The 17,778-nt window shown below is 35.8% G+C and carries 17 protein-coding genes; 9 read left to right on the top strand and 8 right to left on the bottom strand.

The window, feature by feature from the left end; genetic code table 11:
- Window positions 1-71 precede the first annotated feature (71 nt).
- The 3 genes from AA650_RS19400 to AA650_RS19390 all read left to right on the top strand — a co-directional run bounded on the left by AA650_RS19400 (window position 72) and on the right by AA650_RS19390 (window position 2,839).
- Window positions 72-1,220: a homospermidine biosynthesis protein gene (locus AA650_RS19400; protein WP_053540286.1), complete on the top strand. Its 1,149-nt coding sequence runs from the start codon at window positions 72-74 to the stop codon at window positions 1,218-1,220.
- A 274-nt stretch (window positions 1,221-1,494) separates the two neighbouring features.
- On the top strand, window positions 1,495-2,034 hold the full coding sequence (locus tag AA650_RS19395; RefSeq protein WP_199924460.1) for a Dps family protein: 540 nt from the start codon (window positions 1,495-1,497) through the stop codon (window positions 2,032-2,034).
- Between the two features lie 37 nt (window positions 2,035-2,071).
- Complete coding sequence (locus AA650_RS19390; RefSeq protein WP_053540284.1) at window positions 2,072-2,839, top strand: ChaB family protein; 768 nt, start codon at window positions 2,072-2,074, stop codon at window positions 2,837-2,839.
- 147 nt (window positions 2,840-2,986) lie between these two features.
- Here AA650_RS19390 and AA650_RS19385 read toward each other — a convergent pair whose 3' ends face one another.
- The 4 genes from AA650_RS19385 to AA650_RS19370 form a co-directional block, all read right to left on the bottom strand.
- Window positions 2,987-3,769, bottom strand: a complete 783-nt coding sequence (locus AA650_RS19385) for an Rpn family recombination-promoting nuclease/putative transposase (protein WP_053540283.1) — start codon at window positions 3,767-3,769, stop codon at window positions 2,987-2,989.
- 16 nt (window positions 3,770-3,785) lie between these two features.
- Window positions 3,786-6,977, bottom strand: a complete 3,192-nt coding sequence (locus AA650_RS19380; protein WP_053540282.1) for a type ISP restriction/modification enzyme — start codon at window positions 6,975-6,977, stop codon at window positions 3,786-3,788.
- Window positions 6,978-7,067: 90 nt separating this feature from the next.
- Window positions 7,068-7,385 (bottom strand): hypothetical protein, encoded by a 318-nt coding sequence (locus AA650_RS19375; RefSeq protein WP_053540281.1) that lies wholly within the window; start codon window positions 7,383-7,385, stop codon window positions 7,068-7,070.
- Between the two features lie 141 nt (window positions 7,386-7,526).
- Window positions 7,527-8,018 (bottom strand): Spy/CpxP family protein refolding chaperone, encoded by a 492-nt coding sequence (locus AA650_RS19370; RefSeq protein ID WP_053540280.1) that lies wholly within the window; start codon window positions 8,016-8,018, stop codon window positions 7,527-7,529.
- 228 nt (window positions 8,019-8,246) lie between these two features.
- Between AA650_RS19370 and AA650_RS19365 the strand changes: the two genes are divergently transcribed.
- From AA650_RS19365 to dnaG, 6 genes are all read left to right on the top strand, one after another.
- Entirely contained in the window at window positions 8,247-9,458 is a 1,212-nt protein-coding gene (locus AA650_RS19365) for a sensor histidine kinase (RefSeq protein WP_053540279.1), read from the top strand.
- 69 nt (window positions 9,459-9,527) lie between these two features.
- Window positions 9,528-10,547, top strand: a complete 1,020-nt coding sequence (locus AA650_RS19360) for a transposase (protein WP_053537527.1) — start codon at window positions 9,528-9,530, stop codon at window positions 10,545-10,547.
- A 79-nt stretch (window positions 10,548-10,626) separates the two neighbouring features.
- Complete coding sequence (locus AA650_RS19355) at window positions 10,627-11,166, top strand: DUF4388 domain-containing protein (protein ID WP_234413226.1); 540 nt, start codon at window positions 10,627-10,629, stop codon at window positions 11,164-11,166.
- A gap of 133 nt (window positions 11,167-11,299) precedes the next feature.
- Complete coding sequence (locus tag AA650_RS19350; protein ID WP_053540278.1) at window positions 11,300-11,761, top strand: hydrocarbon-binding protein; 462 nt, start codon at window positions 11,300-11,302, stop codon at window positions 11,759-11,761.
- A 220-nt stretch (window positions 11,762-11,981) separates the two neighbouring features.
- The gene (locus tag AA650_RS19345; RefSeq protein WP_039199993.1) at window positions 11,982-12,536 is read left to right on the top strand and encodes a protoglobin domain-containing protein; all 555 of its coding nucleotides are present in this window, start codon (window positions 11,982-11,984) and stop codon (window positions 12,534-12,536) included.
- A gap of 189 nt (window positions 12,537-12,725) precedes the next feature.
- A complete protein-coding gene (dnaG, locus tag AA650_RS19340; RefSeq protein ID WP_053540277.1) occupies window positions 12,726-14,648 on the top strand; it encodes a DNA primase in 1,923 nt (640 codons plus the stop codon).
- A gap of 43 nt (window positions 14,649-14,691) precedes the next feature.
- Here dnaG and AA650_RS19335 read toward each other — a convergent pair whose 3' ends face one another.
- From AA650_RS19335 to AA650_RS19320, 4 genes are all read right to left on the bottom strand, one after another.
- A complete protein-coding gene (locus AA650_RS19335) occupies window positions 14,692-15,279 on the bottom strand; it encodes a hypothetical protein (RefSeq protein WP_053540276.1) in 588 nt (195 codons plus the stop codon).
- Between the two features lie 5 nt (window positions 15,280-15,284).
- Window positions 15,285-16,547: an AAA family ATPase gene (locus tag AA650_RS19330; RefSeq protein ID WP_053540275.1), complete on the bottom strand. Its 1,263-nt coding sequence runs from the start codon at window positions 16,545-16,547 to the stop codon at window positions 15,285-15,287.
- 68 nt (window positions 16,548-16,615) lie between these two features.
- The gene (locus AA650_RS19325; protein WP_053540274.1) at window positions 16,616-17,191 is read right to left on the bottom strand and encodes a Uma2 family endonuclease; all 576 of its coding nucleotides are present in this window, start codon (window positions 17,189-17,191) and stop codon (window positions 16,616-16,618) included.
- Between the two features lie 93 nt (window positions 17,192-17,284).
- The gene (locus AA650_RS19320) at window positions 17,285-17,758 is read right to left on the bottom strand and encodes a low molecular weight protein-tyrosine-phosphatase (protein ID WP_081424273.1); all 474 of its coding nucleotides are present in this window, start codon (window positions 17,756-17,758) and stop codon (window positions 17,285-17,287) included.
- Window positions 17,759-17,778: the final 20 nt, after the last annotated feature.

The raw sequence follows: 17,778 nt of genomic DNA, 5'->3' as shown, positions 1-17,778 counted from the left end.
TTAGCAACTTCCGTACATTTGAATACGATAACATTGTATTCGGCATATTTACTATTCAGGATTTCCCAAAAATGTCACAAAAGCCAGGTAAAAAAATTGCACCTATCCCCATGTCTAACAATGTTAGCGTGGTTGACTTGATTGATACCTATTTTACTGCTTACAACTCAGCCCGGTTGCGGGAAGCCTGTCAACTGCTAACTAAGGAAGTGTTTCAAGAGGGTGTGACTGTGGGAGTTAGCCTATCTGGGGCGATGACACCAGCTGGTTTTGGCGTTTCCGCCCTTGCGCCCCTCATTCGCAATGGTTTTATTGACTGGATGATTTGCACAGGTGCGAATCTTTACCATGATATGCACTATGGTTTGGGTTTTGAACTATTTGCGGGTAGTCCCTTTTTAGATGATGTCAAATTACGGGAAGAAGGAACAATCAGAATTTATGACATTATTTTTGGTTACGATGTACTGCTAGAAACGGACGCTTTTATTCGTAAAGTTCTCCAAGCTGAACCTTTCCAAAAACGCATGGGAACGGCTGAATTCCATCATTTACTGGGTAAGTGCGTCTGGGAAATCGAAAAGCAATTGGGTGTCAAAAATTCCTGCTTATTGGCGACAGCTTATGAATGTGGCGTACCTATTTATACTTCTTCTCCTGGAGATAGTTCCATCGGCATGAATGTGGCTGCTTTGGCTTTAGAGGGTTCAAAGCTGGTAATAGATCCTTCTATTGATGTCAATGAAACCGCAGCTATCGTCTATGGGGCGAGAGAAAACGACGGTACAAGTGCAGCGGTAATTATTGGTGGTGGTAGTCCTAAAAACTTTTTATTACAAACACAACCGCAACTTCACGAGGTTTTAGGATTGGAAGAACGGGGACATGATTTCTTTATTCAGTTTACGGATGCCCGTCCTGATACTGGTGGTTTGTCTGGGGCGACTCCTGCTGAAGCTGTGAGTTGGGGTAAAATTGACCCCGATGAGTTACCTAGCGCTATTGTTTGTTATACCGATAGTACAATTGCTTTGCCTTTGGTAACAGCATACACTCTCAATCAATGTCTACCTCGTCCCCTGAAGCGGTTGTATGATGGACGGGAAGCTTTGTTAGATACTTTGCAAAAAGATTATTTAGCAGCTAAAGATCAGCCTGTGAGTGAGAGTGGTAAGGAAAAAACAGCTACTTATCCTTGCGGTACACCTGTGAAAGGTTAGGGTTTTACTATAATACTGTGGGCGATAGCTAATCAAGCTGAATCGCCCCTAGATTTATTTATTAAATATCTCTGTCTATTACCTAAATTACCAATATTTTGGGGATATGGATTATTTTCAGCTTTGGCTTGATTACAAAAGAAAATAATCAGCATATTCCTAAATATATAAAAGTAACTAAACATTAATCTTACCTTTGATTGATGTAGATCATGTCTGTATTTTGAGAACATATAAGGTGTTTACGTGCTAATCGGAATTAATAATAATGACCATACATAAGATAAACATTGGTTTGACAGAAAAGCAGCGTCAAGGTGTGATGAATTTGCTAAATCAAGATTTAGCAGATGCCAATGTACTGCTAGTAAAAACGAAAAAGTATCATTGGGATGTTGTCGGTCCGCAGTTTCGCACCTTGCATAAACTTTGGGAAGAACACTATCAAGAACTGACAATAAATATTGATAAAATAGCTGAAAGAATTCGGACTTTGGGCTGTTATCCAACTGGTACAATGGCAGGATTTTTAAGTATTGCGACCCTCAAAGAACATAGCGATAAAATTCCTACAGCAACCAAGATGGTGACTCAATTGGTGGAAGATCATGAGCAGATTATTCGCAATTTCAGAAATCATATAGATCAGTGTAGTGAAGAATTTCATGATCAAGGTTCTGCTGACTTTTTAACTGATTTGATGGAAAAACATGAAGAAATGGCTTGGATGTTGCGTTCATTTATTGAAGGAGAAGCAGTAGAAGCGGATGGGAAAAAACAACCAGCAGCAACTAAAGTTCCGGTGGGTGTGTAATTGATATTTGTCAACACAAAATATTAGGAGTAAAGAAGTGCCAGAAGCATATCAAGCAGAGCGTACCATCTCCGCTGTATTTAAAGAAGAGAAACAAATTGATAATGTAATTCGGCGGTTACTAGATAGAAATGTCCCCAAGGATAATATTTCGGTAATGGGGCGAAATTTTCAGTCAGAAACGCGAATCTCTGGTTTTATTACAAAGCGAGATGTGATTCTCGGCGGTTTGAGAACAGGAGCAATTTTTGGTTCTTTGTTTGGTTCGTTCCTGAGTTTGCTTACAGGTGTAGGTGTATTGTTTGTTCCCTTTGTTGGGCCAATTGTGGCAGCAGGTCCAATTGGGGCGATATTATTAGGGGCTGCAAGTGGAGCGATCGCTGGTAGTGCTGGTGCAGGTTTAGTATCAGTTCTGACTGCTTTAGGAATGCCAGAAGACAAGGCTACACTCTATCAAACCCGCTTAGAAGCTGGTGAATTTTTAGTGATGGTAGAAGTACCGAGCGATCGCAGTGGCGAATTTCAATTAATTCTCGAAAGTGCTGGTGGTGAAGAAATTAACACCATTGAAAAAACACTACCCCATCCTTGTCCGGGAATCTGTAACAATCCAGATGATTTATCGCCTGAAGTTCGCACCCATCTTTCCCCAGAAGCCCAGCGGATCTTCATGCAACGTTATAACACCGCCCTGAATGAAAATATGGACGAACTTACATCTGAACAAATGGCTTGGGATGAAGTTCACAAACAATTTGATGAAGACGAAAATGGAGTTTTTTCAAAAGTTAAAGTTTTACGCTAGGAATATGCAAACAACAAATTGCACAATCTAGCAAAAAATATTTACCCAGTTATTAATCTAGAGAAATACTCTTGTGGTGCGGGCATCTTGCCCGCTATCTAGATTCAGGAAACAGGTTAATTGCCCCTACATTTATTCATCAAATGTCTATTTACTACTTTGCTGTTTAATTGCTTGTTTTACCACTTCGATATCTAACTCAAATATCCGAGCAATTTGTTCTACAGTTAGCCCCTCATTTAACAGTTTAGGAATCGTTTTTAACTTAGTTTCTAACTCCGTCTCTTCTTTTACTTCTTGATAAAATCGGGTTTGCTGCCATTCTGTTAATCCAAACATTGCTTCTAACTCCTGACGGCTATAGGATGAAAATTTGTAAACCAGCATTCTTTCTACTAATTCTAAAAGATTACGACTCTTGGCCGCATCTGCTTTTTCGACCAAATTGATCAAAGTTTTTGCTTGTTGGATAGCTTCATCTTCAGGGGCAACTACTAATTTAATAATTCCTAAACCAATTGAAGATGATGTATCAGCTATTTCATCTAAATAAACAACATGAATTAGTCCAGCAGTTAGTAAAGTTTGATATGCCAAGGGTATACCAGGGTCAAGATCCCGATTTGCCCACAATACTACCGCTTGCCATGTTCTTTGAGGTTTATTTTGGTTTAAGTAAAGAACTGCTTCTGTGATTAATCGCCAGTATAAATTATCATCGCTTTGAAATTGTACTTCTACAAAATAAATCGGGTCTTGTAGGTACTCTGGTTTAGGTAAAAATAAGCCATCTATTCGCCGGGCTAATTCTTTGATTTCCACTGAGGAAAATTCGTAGTGTAAAGCTAGTGTAGGAGGCTGTTCTAGCAGTTCAAATAACACACTGGGGAGATTTTGCAGTAATGTGTAAAATATCGTGTCTGTCTTCATATCTTGTTGTTAACTATTATTCTAACGGAAAACCGCCATATTTTTCAATAATTTGATCAATATCTTCCATAATCTTAATAGTTTCCGATATGATGGAAATTATATTTTGATAATGGCTAATATCATCAAAATTCAATTGTCTCCCTTTTCTATCTTTCAGCCATTTTTGACAAACTTGATAACCTCCAATATAAAAATTCCAAATTTGTTGCGGAACTTGATCAAAATACTGTTCAGAATTTATCCAAATTTGTTGATGATTTTCATTATATTTCACTTGTTCCACAATATCAGAACCAGGAATGGGATAAGTAGAAATTTCTGTTCCTGTTTCTTTCATGAGATGATATTTTACTAATTTATCACCTTTGATTACTAATTCCCAAAAAAGCGCAGAATTGGCAGTTAAAGGAACGCGAGGAAAATCAATCTTTAAAAATTCGGCGTAGCGTTGACGGTAAATAGGAGAATGAAAGATAGCGTAAATGTAATTAAAAATATCCTCTGGTCTAAAGGTTTTATTTTTATCTGATTTTCCATCAAACATAAATTCTAAATCTAGTTTTTGGGAAAATTCAATAATAAATTCTGGGGATAAATTCGGTTTACGTCCTCTAGGTGTATTAGTTGGGATAGAATCAAATAAAGTTGGGGTATCTGTTGGGTAAAGGTAAAGAGGGAAAATATTAACTCCACCTCTTCTAAAAATATTAGTATCAATAGGTTGGTTCGCAACTGATACCAAAGACCAGATAGGATCATTTACAGCAATTCCTTGACGACCTAAACCTAAACATAAATTATCTTTTCTAAAAACATGATCAAGTAATTCTCGTCTAGGCCTATCCATTATTAGATCACTATAATAACAGTAACGCCAATCGAAAGGGCGATATAAACAACTAATTATTTTATCTTCCCATTGATTATCTAAGCGAATTAATTGACGGACTTTATCTAATCGCCAATCTTGATGATCGTGAATATTATATTTATTGCTATAGTCTTCATTAGATAAATTAGTTTCTCGCAATTCTCTAAATTTTTGAGTAATGCTTTCCTCCTCAAAATCAATAGCAAAATGATCTCTATGGGTTTTTATACCAGCAGCATTCACTAGCATGATATCAATAACTTTCCATCCTTGTTCATACTCTGATGATAAACTGGTATTTTGAGGGTTAAATAAATAAAATTTAGCTTCAGGTTTGACAATTTTCCAATCAGTTGAACTAATATCATTTTCAGCTAACCAATGATACTTACCTCCAACTAACTCCTTATTTTCATAAACCTCTCTCATACCCCATAAATCAGCATGATAAACAGATGCTAACTTTTGCTGACTATGTTCATATTTAATAAAAATACTGATTGCTACACCTTGCTGAATATCAAATACATTTTTATCCTGTGAACCGTCAGGACAAACTTCTTTTTTCTTGCTATTACCATGTAAATCTAAAACATAAATCTCATCAAAAGTTTGCATCAAATTTTGACGCATTCCTCGAAAAGTGGGATTATCTAAATAACCATGATTTGTAATTAAAGCCACAATACCATAACCCGTTTCCGAAACCCGATGTTGAGCAAAACGGATAAACTTTACATAATCATCTAATAATCCTTTCGGGTTTCTTTCTCCTAAAGGTTTACCATCTACTTGATAATAATCTCTAACTAATCCTACAATCCAAGGATCAGTATTTATAGATTCATAAGAATAGGGAGGATTTCCTAAAATTACCATCACAGGAACATCTTGTTTTATATCTTTTGCTGCTTCTGCTTCATCTCTAATTCTGTTCATAAAACCATCAGCAGCAGGAATTTGAAAAGCCTCTTGTAATGTATTTGTTAAATAAATCCTTAACCGTTCATCAGAACTAAAATCATAACCCAATTCTTGCAACTGTAAACCTAATTTCATGTGTGCTACAGTATAAGGTGCCATCAACAATTCAAACCCAAATAAACGGGGTAATAAATGTTGACTAACATAACTTGACCACATTCCTTTTTGAGATTTAAACTTATCATAAATAAAATCAATCACACTGTGCATAAAAGTTCCCGTACCCACCGCAGGATCTAAAATCAAAACTTGATGAGTTTCGATAGTTCCCTCACCCTTGGGATTGGGGATTTTAATCTTTTTAGAATCTGCTAAACCTTTACTAATATTAAACTTATGTTTGAGAATATAATCCACACTTTTAACAATATAATCAACCACAGGTTCAGGAGTATAATAAACCCCTCTTGATTCTCGCATTTTTGGATCATATTCTGCCAAAAACGTCTCATAAAAATGCACAACAGGATCTTCTCTGCGGGTACGTTTACCAAAATCTTTAAGAATTTCTGCCATTTCCGTTTGTTGCAGAATATTCGCTAAATTATCCACAGCCCAACTAATTCTATCATCTAAATCTGGTCCTGCTATTTGTCCAAAAATACTCCTTAAAAATGGGTTAGTTTTTGGTAATTTAAAAGCTGCTGTTTCCCGTGAAAAAGTATTAACATTATCAGTATTACACCGCGCTGCAAATAACCCATAACAAATAGTTTGGGCATACATATCCGCAAATTGTTCTACCGTCAAATCCTTAATTAATACTCTTTGAAATGACTCTAACTGCTGACGTAACATTCCCCCATTATCTACATCATGTAAAGCCGTTTTAATAGCATCTCTCATCAATTGCGCTAAACTGGCCATACGTTTAGCTAAATCCTTCGGTGTGGTGACTTGGGGAACTTTAGCTAATAAAAATTGCCGTAAAAGTTGGTCAACTTCTTGTATTCCTTCTTTATCAACTTTGATTTTTTTGTTTTTATCAATTGTTCCTAAAGATGCAGTTAATTTTAATTCTCCTTGAATATACCAGCGAAATTCTAAATAATCAGTTAAAATCAAATTACCCAAAGCCTGAAAATAACGCCCCATTTGGGTAGTTTTTTCTACTTTCTTGAGAGAAATACCAATATCTTTAGCTTCAATATGTCCAATTTCTAAAATACCATTTTTTACCACAAAATCTGGCGCACCGCAAGCTATTCTTTTCGGTTCATTAATAGCTTGAATTTGAGAATCTAAAGAATCTATTAACTTCTTTAATGCTGGGCGATAAGTATGTTCTGTGGCATTTTGTTGTTGATAAATTTGCGTAATTTCTTGAATGTAGGTTTGTAGATTATTCATATATGTATGGATTTAAAAACAATTTAGATTGAATTAAGTGATAAGTAACTCAACTTTTAAAATGACCTTTATCTGCAAATCTGCCCTCAGTCATATTCTGCCACTAACTCCTGTTTCATTAATGCCATAAATATGATGAATTACATGAGGATACTTTTCTCTAGCCATTTTACTAGCTACTTCCTTATCCTGATCAATGAAATAATCACCGCTATCAGGTTCAATAGCAATATACCAACCAGAATATTTATCTAATATTTCTGGTTTTAACCGCTCAAAAATCGCCCAACAACGCTTAGAGAATGCCTGTCTTCTAGCTTTTTCCTGAGCCTTTCTTTCTTGTGTCCACTGAATTTCGGGAAATACTCGACCACGACGGACAACTCTTTGGGGTGTGGATTGTGTCATCTTCATCACCTGATTAAAGTGTATTCCTCATTTTAACATGATGTGCCATAGCTCTTAATTCATTGAAAAACATCTACACAAAAATAGGATGAGCTTTTATACCCACCCCTGATGTATTAATCTTATTTGAATAGTTGAAAATTATTGGGGTTTATTTTGTTGACGACGAGAACGCATATTTTCGCGCATTTGCTTAATTTGCGATCGCTGTTCAGGAGTTAATACCGCGTCCATTTGTTGTTTTGATGATTCTTTAATTTCTTTCATTTTAGCTTTTTGTTCAGCAGTTAAGCCTAATGAAGCAAAAATATCACCTTTTTTTCCACGTCCTTCTCTGCGTTGCTCTTGTCCTTGTTGACGTTGTGCTTTATATTCTGCCATTGTGGCTTGTAATTTAGTCTTTTGTTCGGGTGTCAAAACAGCTTCAATTTGAGTGCGGGTATTGCTACGAATTTCTTTTATTTTAGCTTTTTGTTCAGGGGTCAAATTCAACTTTTTAGCTGGACTTTCTTTTTGCCATTCCTGACCAGCTTGGGGTGAAGATGAATTTTGTTCTGCTTGAACTGCAAAGGGAGTTGCGATTAAAGTCAAAGCCAGAGTACCAGCAATTAGTGATAATGTCTTCAGTTTCATAATTACCTTTTGGTTATGTTTGTTTATGTCGGTTTTCTATGTTCCTATCTTAGAGACTAACACCCAGTAACCACATGAGGCAAAAGTCACGTCTACACCCATTACTTTAGTCATGACATTAGCATTCAGATATCTTATGCTTGTTCCATTTTAATTTAATCGTGATACAAATATTTTAAGTTAGGTTGAGGATTTCAGCCTTGTAACTATATCAACTATCAATCAATTATGAATCGTCCTATTCAGTTTAATAATCATCCTTTTCGATTTCTTTTGTATTTAGAATGGCTATTATTGGGATTTTCAGCGTTAATGGCATTAATGCCATCTCCCTCACCGCGCTTTTCGGCAATGTATCCAGAATTGACAATTTGTAGTTTAACAATTTTTGGTTTAATGGGGTTAAGATTGCCTACTTTCAATAAAACCAATAAAATTATTTATACAGCATTGGAAGTTATCTTAATTTTAATTACTGGTTTTTTCGGTGGTAGAAGTGCCAGACTTTTCCCCTTTCTCTATTTAATTTTGGTAACTCGTAGTTGTTTAATTTTTCAACTTCCCGGACGATTAACAGTTACTTTATCTTCATTTATTTTATTTCTATTTACTCTGCGACAACGGATACCTCCTGGAAGATTTTCACCAATAGCTCAGGAAAGATTTAGATTTTTCAGTTTTAGTTTGGCGGTTCTATTTGGTTTAAGTTTAGTATTTGTTTTACTACTAATGAATACTGTTTTGGCTGAACGGCAAAGTAGAGATAAACTGCAAGCTGCTAACGAAAAACTCCGTCAATATGCCTTGAAAATTGAAAGTCAGGCAACTTTGGAAGAACGCAACCGCATTGCTAGAGAAATTCATGATTCTTTAGGACATTCTCTGACGGCTTTAAATCTGCAATTAGAAACTGCTTTAAAATTATCAAAACATGATATACCTAGAGCGATGACGTTTTTAGTCACTGCAAAAGAACTTGGTTCAAAAGCCTTACAAGATGTCCGGCAATCGGTTTCTACTATGAGATACCATCCTTTACAGGGACAAACCTTAGAGGAGGCAATTAAGGTTCTTGCAGCGGATTTTCAGCGTTATAATGGCATTTTACCTAGTTGTCAAATTTCTATTATCTCTCCACTGTCTATGGAAATCAGCACTCCTATTTATCGAATCATCCAAGAATCATTAACGAATATTTCTAAATATGCCCAAGCTACAGAAGTTCAATTAGAATTAATAACAACTTTAGCAGGGTTGAAGTTAATAATTCAGGATAATGGCAAAGGTTTTGAAGTGGGGCAAAATACTACTGGATTTGGTTTACAAAGTATGCGCGATCGCACTTTAGCATTAGGAGGCGAATTTCAGATTAACAGTAGCCATAATCATGGTTGTCAAATAATAGTTGATATCCCTTATTCCAGAAGTGTTGAATGTTAGGAAAAGATTAAAAAAAAGTACCATAATTTGATACAATCTAAAAAAATCTAGATAAAGAATTATCAAATTATGCGCTTAAAGAATTTCCCAGAAGTGGTCAAAACAATATTGAAACCATTGCCCAAAAAAGATTATCCAGTTCTGGACACATTTTCATTTGTATCAGTGTGGTTACAGTATGTCATGGATAAAAGTATAGTGAGTATGAGAGATTTATTTCAAAGACTAAATAATCAAGGGATAGATTTAAAAATATCAAATTTTTCCAAGGCAAGTAAAAAGAGAGATACTCAAGTATTTTTGGAGATAATAACTGAATTAAACAATCAACTGAGAAAGAAAAAAGGAAAGGAAGAAACCCAAGCATTATTTCCTATAGATTCAACAATTATTACATTAACAAGTAAATTATTATGGAGTCAAGGATATCATCAAGTAAAACTATTTTGTGGGTTAGATAGTTTGACATCAGAAGTTGGTGGAATGGTGATTCATTTTGGGCAAGGACATGACCATAAATATGGACAAGAAACAGTAGAAGCAATTCCGTCAAAAGGAGTAGGGATAATGGATAGAGGATTTGCATCCTCCGAAAGAATATCTGAATTAAAACAACAAAAAAATAAAGCTTTTGTCTTAAGAATTAAAAATAATGTCACTTTAGAAATGCTAGAAAATGGTAATTGTAAAGTTGGCAAAGATGAAAGAGAAGTGGAAATTAGAGTAGTAGCATTTTGTGATATAGAAACTAAGAGTGAATTTCGTTTAGCAACAAACTTATTAAATGAAGGAGAAGAGCAAGTTAGTAATCAAGAGATTATGGAAATTTACATACAAAGATGGCAAATTGAATTGTTATGGAAATTCTTAAAAATGCACCTCAAGTTAGACAGACTTATGACAAAGAATGAGAATGGAATTAGAATTCAGATAATGTGCTGTTTAATCGCTTATTTGATATTGCAACTAATAGAAATACCGCAAGAATTTGGCAAAACTTTATTAGATAAACTCCGTTATCTTCAGTCCTATATGTGTCAGGAAATAAGTTATGTTCATTGGTTTAGAAAACTTATTTGGATAAGATGAAAAATAGCACTTATAGGCTAAGTTTATTTCAATATGTAAAGTTTTATTACGCTATTCAACATTTCTGCAACTGAAACTATTGTTTAACTCTCAAGTTCTCCGTCCAGTCTGTGCCTTATTTCAAATTAAAGATGGTCAGTTCAAATTTGAACCAATTACAGCTTTACCATTGGGAGAAATGACAGGTTTGAGTATGTCCGCAACCGAAGTTATATTAATCGGATTGCGAGCATTACGAGACTGGAATGCCTTAGCTGAAAAACTACCAGATCCCACCTCTGGCTTATCAGGTCTAAGTTCAAAACAGCCCAAATTACAGCTAAATGCTCAAGAATGGCAAGTATGGGAATTTGCCAATGGTGAAGTTGCCCTAGCCAAAATCGCCGATCAACTTAATCTCGCCGTAGATACAGTATTGCAAATAGCTTTCCGTCTCATTGTGATTGGTTCAGCAGAAGAACATTTTATGGTTGCGGCTACTTCTATCTCCATGACCGAGGAAGTTTCTACTTACGAAATACCCATAGTTGCACCAGTTCCAGAACCGGCTCAAAAGCCAGCAGTTAGTCAATCATTTCTCAAAAATTTAGTCGGTTTTCTGCGGAGTAAAACTGCTTAATTAATCCTGTTACTGCTACTATCTTAATTTTGAGAAATTTATATACTCTATCTTTTACAGAGTAAAAACAGACATTAATTAAATCCAGATACGACTATCAATGAAGAGAATCCTTTAACTGAGAATTTGAATTATGTCATTACGCAAAGAACTAGGCGATTTTAATAGTATTGTCTGTTTTAAATCTGCTATTACAGGTATGGAAGAAGCTCTTGGGGAAAAAGCTACAGCTATTGCCCTAACTACAGCCGGTCGTACTAGGGGTAAAAAGTTAGCTGAAGATTTAGGTTTAGCAGGATCTACACTTTCATTAGATGATGCAGCCGGTAAATTAAAACAGGCTTTAGGTAAAGAAGGTACTTGTTTGTGTATTGTTGAAAAAATTGTTGCTGACGGCGAACTTATTAGAGTCTATACAACTGAAACCTTATGTTCTGCTGGTGAAGTAGCAGGTTCACCCCGTAAATGCACTTTTACTATGGGTGCAGTTTGGGGTGCTGTTGAACAACTAATTGGTAAACGGTTGAGAGGAGTACATACTGACTCAGTCCTCAGAGGTGGTACTCATGATGTGTTTGAATTCACTCCTTTGTAGGAATACCAAATTTTGAGAAATATTGATACTCTATCTTTTATAGAGTATCAACAAAAGGGCGTTGCTGAATTGGCGTATGATTTTTGGAGGTAGAGACGTTCCATGGAACGTCTCTACAAGAGTCTTGAACGTATGCAAAATTATTTTCATCCCTAAAATCAGCAACGCCTATCAACAAAAGTTAATTAAATCCACACCTAACTATTTTTAAGGATTCATTATGGCTATTGAACCTCGCGCTTTTTTGACCACCATGGAAACTCGGATTGGTCTGACAGCTGAAGATAAAAAGGTAATGCAAGCAAATACAGATTGGGGAACAGCAGTTGCTGAAGAAATGGCAAATCATTTTTATGCTTACCTGGGACGTGATGAAGAAATGAATGGTATTTTAAATGCCACTGAGGGACGAGTTCATCGGTTACACGCCACCTTTATTGACTGGTTTAATCAGATGTTCACAGGTATGGATAATTGGGGTGATGAATATGCAAAATGTCGTTGGCACATTGGCTTGGTTCATGTGAAAATTGGTATTGGTCCTCAGCACGTAGTTCCAGCAATGGCAGTTGTGGTTGATAAAGTCGGTAAAAAACTCAAAGCTGATGGTAAATCAGATGAATTAAAAGATGCCTTGGCTAAAGTTTGTATGATTGATTTAGCTTTTATTGAACAAGCTTATGTAGAAGTTTCTTCTGCTGCGGTACTTAAAGAAACTGGTTGGTCAGCAGCCTTATTCAGACGTTTGATTGCTACTGGTGCATCTGATATGTAATAGACATTTCCAGAAATCAATGTAGAGACGTTCCATGGAACGTCTCTACAAGGGTTATAGGATACGCATATTTAATTTCTGGAGATGAAATAGTAATACTAAGATACCGGACTTCTTAAAGAAGTCCGGTATCTGTCTATTTGATGTGATTCATCTATAATAGATATCACTTCTCACTGTTTACCTCTCATGCAAATTCCTCGTTTACATCCAGACACTATTGAAGAAGTTAAACTCCGGGCTGATATTGTTGATGTAGTCTCGGAGTATGTAGTCTTGCGGAAACGGGGTAAAGATTTTGTCGGGTTATGCCCTTTTCATGATGAGAAAAGTCCTAGTTTTACAGTTAGTCCCAATAAGCAAATGTATTATTGCTTTGGCTGTCAAGCTGCGGGTAATGCAATTAAATTTGTCATGGATTTGGGAAAACGCCAATTTGCAGATGTGGTACTAGATTTAGCAAAGCGTTATCAAGTCCCGGTTAAAACTTTAGAACCTGAACAAAGACAAGAATTACAACGGCAGATATCTTTACGTGATCAATTATATACTGTTCTCGCTTCTGCTGCTCAATTTTATCAACACACTTTAAGACAATCTCAAGGACAAAAAGCATTAGAGTATTTAGAAAAAACTCGTCAATTTCAGCAAGGAACAATTCAACAATTTGGTTTAGGTTATGCTCCTGCGGGTTGGGAAACTCTTTACCGTTATTTGGTGGAAAGTAAACATTATCCGGTGCAATTGGTAGAACAAGCGGGATTAATTAAACCCCGGAAAGAAGGGGGCGGATATTATGATGTATTCCGCGATCGCCTAATGATTCCCATTCGTGATATCCAAGGGAGAGTAATTGCTTTTGGTGGCAGAACTTTAACAGAAGAACAACCGAAATATCTCAATTCTCCAGAAACAGAATTATTTAGTAAGGGGAAAACCCTATTTGCTTTAGATGAAGCGAAAGACGGTATTTCTAAAGTAGATCAAGCTGTGGTTGTCGAAGGGTATTTTGATGCGATCGCTCTCCATGCAGCCGGAATTAATAACGCCGTTGCTTCCCTTGGTACAGCCTTAAGTTTAGAACAAGTGCGGCTCTTATTACGTTACACAGAATCCAAACAATTAATCCTGAATTTCGATGCTGATAAAGCCGGAACAACCGCCACAGAAAGGGCAATTGGTGAAATTGCTAATTTGGCTTATACAGGGGAAGTCCAATTAAAAATTCTCAATTTACCCAATGGTAAAGATGCTGACGAATATCTACATAGTCATACCCCAGCAGATTATCAACAACTATTAACAAATGCGCCACTTTGGCTAGATTGGCAAATTCAAAATATTATTAAAAATCGAGATTTAAAACAAGCTACCGATTTTCAACAAGTCACCCAACAAATAGTTAAACTATTGCAGAATATAGTTAATAGTGATACACTTAATTATTATGTTTCCTACTGTGCAGAAATCCTGAGTTTAGGAGATACTAGACTCATACCTTTAAGAGTTGAAAATCTCTTAACTCAAATTAAACCTAGTAGTGTAAAATCCCTAAATTCGCGCACAAGTAAACCGCTGACTAAAACACCAAAGCTATCTTTAGTTAACACAGAACGCAGTTTACTAGAACGAGGCGAAGCATCATTATTAATAGTTTATCTTCATTCTTCCCAAGATCGGCAAATCATTATTGAAGATTTAGAAACCCGCAATTTAGAATTTAGTCTTTCTCATCATCGCTTTTTGTGGCAACAAATTGCCGAATTTCCATTAGATGAAATTGATTTAATTTCCAGTGTCCAAAATAAATATTTAGAATTATCAGAAGAATTGGAAATTGTTTCTCATCTATTTCATCTAAACGAAAAAATAAAACAGGAAATATTAGTTAATCCCCATCGTAATCCCTATATCATCCAAACAGCATTAGCTTGTATGGAGAGAGTATTTAGAGAAAAACGCTATTATTACTTTAGGGAACAATGGGAAAAAATAGATCCTCAAACCGAACCAGAAAAATCTAAATATTATGCTGAAGCCATGTATATAGAAAAAATCCATTTACACGACCTTGAGAAACAGCGACAATTTTCTATTACCGATTTAATTTAGTAGGTTGGGTTGACGCAAGGAAACCCAACATTTTCATGATTTTTCAAACATTCTCTAAGGGAGAATTAGCTTGTTGTTTTCTAATTGCACGAGCAATCAAAGGAGCTTTCTTTTCTAATCCTGTTAGGGTAAGATCACCATCAATATACAACTTATACCATTCTCGACGCTGACGAAGAACTCTTTCATCATCCTGTAAAGGTAATCTTTGTAAAGTAAATTCAGCCTTTTGGCGTTTCTCTTCTGGTACTGCATCAGTTATTACTAATTGTAGGGAAGGTAACAAAATTTCAAACCAATCATCTTCAACTTCAAACGGGTCAAGAATCTGGTTATCAAGAGTACCTTTACTACTATTAATCCAACCAGAAGCAAAACGGTAATTATTCCATTCATACGCTAAATGACGATGATTTTCACAAGATAGGAAATGGTCTACAGTACCAACAGGTTCATACATAACAGTATAACCACAAAGATTACCAAAACCATCAGCTAAATCACTTTTAAAATTTGACCAATAATCTTTTAGTCTTTTTTTATCTGGATTTTTTTCTAACCAATTATTACCTGGTTGTCGTGCTTTTGCATCAAAATTTTCTGGTTCTGGTGGAGGAATGAACTTCAACATATTTATTATAAATTTGATAACCTTGAATTTCTTTTTTCTGCTGTAACTATCCAACGTGGCCAAAATGGATCATGTCCTGGTAAAAGTCTTTGCAGTTCTTGATGAATTTGTGATTGTGTTCTCAAATGTTCAGGAAAAGTATTCATATTATCATTACGCATCCACGCTTCTGCTGCTTCAATTGCGGTTTCTGATTCTTGGGAACGTGCTTGTTTTAGTCCAAATATTTCTGATGTTAACCATCCTACAGTATCTCCTTGTTTAGTCCAGAACATTTCATTTAATTCAGCCTCTTTTCCTTGTAGTTCAAATAGAAATAATTTATCTTGTTCTTGATCAAATATTGGTTCTAATGAAGCCAGCACAAGGGGAGAATGAGTAGTAACTAAAGCTTGTATTGTGATATTTGATTTTAACTGATTGACTACTGATAAAATAGATGGTAAAATCGCTCTTTGCCAGCGAGGATGGAGATGAGACTCAATTTCATCTATTAATAAAACTATTTGATTCATTGGTTCTTGCTGCTTTAATTCAGAAGCTTTTTCGTGTTCATACCAAGTCCATACTAATAAATAAGCAAGTCCCAAAATCCGCTTCATTCCTGCTGATGCTTGGGTAATGGGAATATTACCATAAGGAAGATTAATTGTCGGAATATCACGCACATCATCAACAGATACTCGCGTTGGTTCTCCTATTTCTATCCATTCATCAGGATGAGGTGCAAGTTGTTTAATAACATTTGATAAAAGTTGAAATGGCGTTTTTTGGGGTTGATTTTGCCATGTTACCCAATCTTGAATAAGACCGTTAGAAATAACTTTTCCTTTTAATTTTAACCCATTCCAAAGTGTATCAGGGGTAAAATCATAGCCATCTTCATCGTTGCGAGCAGGATCAAAAATAGAGAAACTTCCATCAACGCGAACAAAAATAATTATTCCTTTTAATAAGGGAACACCATGAAAGGGAACATTTACATCTTGCCATTTTTGTTTAGAAAAATTAAATTTAAAGGAATAATTTTTTCCTTCATCATCATCTAGAGTGATAATTTGGGAGATAATTTCTGGAGGTGTTTCTGTATTTCTTTGCGGATAAGCAGGTTGTTCTACCCAGTTTCCAGTAAGTACCCACCAAGCAACATCTAGTAAGAAACTTTTACCTAATCCATTATCTCCAGTAAAGATATTGAGTCTATCAGCAAATTCAACATCAAATTGAGGAGATGGTCCTACAGACCTTAAATGAAGTTCTTTTAGCATTTAACTAATTCTCCAATGTATTTTGATTCACTTGCAACTAAATTTTAAATCTCACCAATAACCACAGTTTAACAAGGGGGTAACATATCAGATAAACGAATTTGCAAGTCAGGAAACTCTAAAGGTGAAACCGTTTCACTTTCCATAATAATTACCTGACTTTCATAACCGTTTTCAGTCGGGTTTCTGAAAATATGTAATTCACGTTTTACCACATCCAAAACCCAATAATCTTTAATTCCTGCCAAAGAATAAGCTTGAGCTTTAGTTTCACAATCTAATTTTAAACTACTATCTGCAACCTCAATAATTAAATAAACTTCCGATGGTGTAGGATGATGATCTGCATAGTCTAAAGGATGAATTTTCACAACGGAAATATCCGGTTCTGGTTCAGACCTATCATTCAATTTTACTGGGTCTTGAACACATATTAAAGCCCGATTTTTTAAACAATCTTGTAGTAATCTATCTATTCTTCCTACTGCTGAACGGTGCGCTGTTCCTTTTGCAATCATCCAAATAATCCTCCCTTCTAAAAGTTCCACCCGTTCATCTGGTGCAAAAATACCCGCTTCATTCATGCGGTGATATTCTTCCACAGTCCACAAGCGCAATTGTAGATTTGTTTCTGTACTTTGCATAGCGGCTTTTGAGGTTGACTAGATATAGTTTAAATATATTAGATCCCCGACTTCTTTGAGAAGTCGGGGATCTGAGAATGATAATATTTATGATTACTTCTGGGTGATATGTTTTAGCAACCCTTCACAAGCATCCATTAGTAAATCAATCACATGATTAAAGCCTTCAACTCCGCCATAATAGGGGTCTGGAACTTCCTTGAGGGTGTGTGTAGAGCAAAAATCACACATCAACCTAACTTTAGAATGATATTGCCCAGAAGGGTCAACAGCGAGGATATCATCATAATTATTACGATCCATTGCCAAAATCAAATCAAACTCTTGAAAGTCACGGATTTGAAATTGCCGAGCTTGTCCAATGAGTTTAAATCCTAACTTATTCTCTGCTGCGGCACTCATGCGTCGATCCGGTGCTGCACCAATGTGATAACCAGCAGTACCGGCAGAATCGCAAAGAATTGTATTATTTAACCTGGCTTGGTCAATGAGATGATTCATAATATTTTCAGCCGATGGCGATCGGCAAATATTACCAAGGCAGACAAACAGTAGCTTATAAGGCATAATATTTTGATTTAAGTTTT

The organism is Anabaena sp. WA102 (genome assembly GCF_001277295.1).
Classification (GTDB): domain Bacteria; phylum Cyanobacteriota; class Cyanobacteriia; order Cyanobacteriales; family Nostocaceae; genus Dolichospermum; species Dolichospermum heterosporum.
Note: the sequence above shows the minus strand (reverse complement) of the source record. Positions and strands in the feature narration are given on the sequence as shown.

Coding starts and splice junctions, on each gene's coding strand:
- AA650_RS19400 (WP_053540286.1), top strand. CDS start 72: ATGTCACAAAAGCCAGGTAAAAAAATTGCACCTATCCCCATGTCTAAC.
- AA650_RS19385 (WP_053540283.1), bottom strand. CDS start 3,769: ATGAAGACAGACACGATATTTTACACATTACTGCAAAATCTCCCCAGT.
- AA650_RS19380 (WP_053540282.1), bottom strand. CDS start 6,977: ATGAATAATCTACAAACCTACATTCAAGAAATTACGCAAATTTATCAA.
- AA650_RS19375 (WP_053540281.1), bottom strand. CDS start 7,385: ATGACACAATCCACACCCCAAAGAGTTGTCCGTCGTGGTCGAGTATTT.
- AA650_RS19370 (WP_053540280.1), bottom strand. CDS start 8,018: ATGAAACTGAAGACATTATCACTAATTGCTGGTACTCTGGCTTTGACT.
- AA650_RS19365 (WP_053540279.1), top strand. CDS start 8,247: ATGAATCGTCCTATTCAGTTTAATAATCATCCTTTTCGATTTCTTTTG.
- AA650_RS19360 (WP_053537527.1), top strand. CDS start 9,528: ATGCGCTTAAAGAATTTCCCAGAAGTGGTCAAAACAATATTGAAACCA.
- AA650_RS19350 (WP_053540278.1), top strand. CDS start 11,300: ATGTCATTACGCAAAGAACTAGGCGATTTTAATAGTATTGTCTGTTTT.
- AA650_RS19345 (WP_039199993.1), top strand. CDS start 11,982: ATGGCTATTGAACCTCGCGCTTTTTTGACCACCATGGAAACTCGGATT.
- dnaG (WP_053540277.1), top strand. CDS start 12,726: ATGCAAATTCCTCGTTTACATCCAGACACTATTGAAGAAGTTAAACTC.
- AA650_RS19335 (WP_053540276.1), bottom strand. CDS start 15,279: ATGTTGAAGTTCATTCCTCCACCAGAACCAGAAAATTTTGATGCAAAA.
- AA650_RS19330 (WP_053540275.1), bottom strand. CDS start 16,547: ATGCTAAAAGAACTTCATTTAAGGTCTGTAGGACCATCTCCTCAATTT.
- AA650_RS19325 (WP_053540274.1), bottom strand. CDS start 17,191: ATGCAAAGTACAGAAACAAATCTACAATTGCGCTTGTGGACTGTGGAA.
- AA650_RS19320 (WP_081424273.1), bottom strand. CDS start 17,758: ATGCCTTATAAGCTACTGTTTGTCTGCCTTGGTAATATTTGCCGATCG.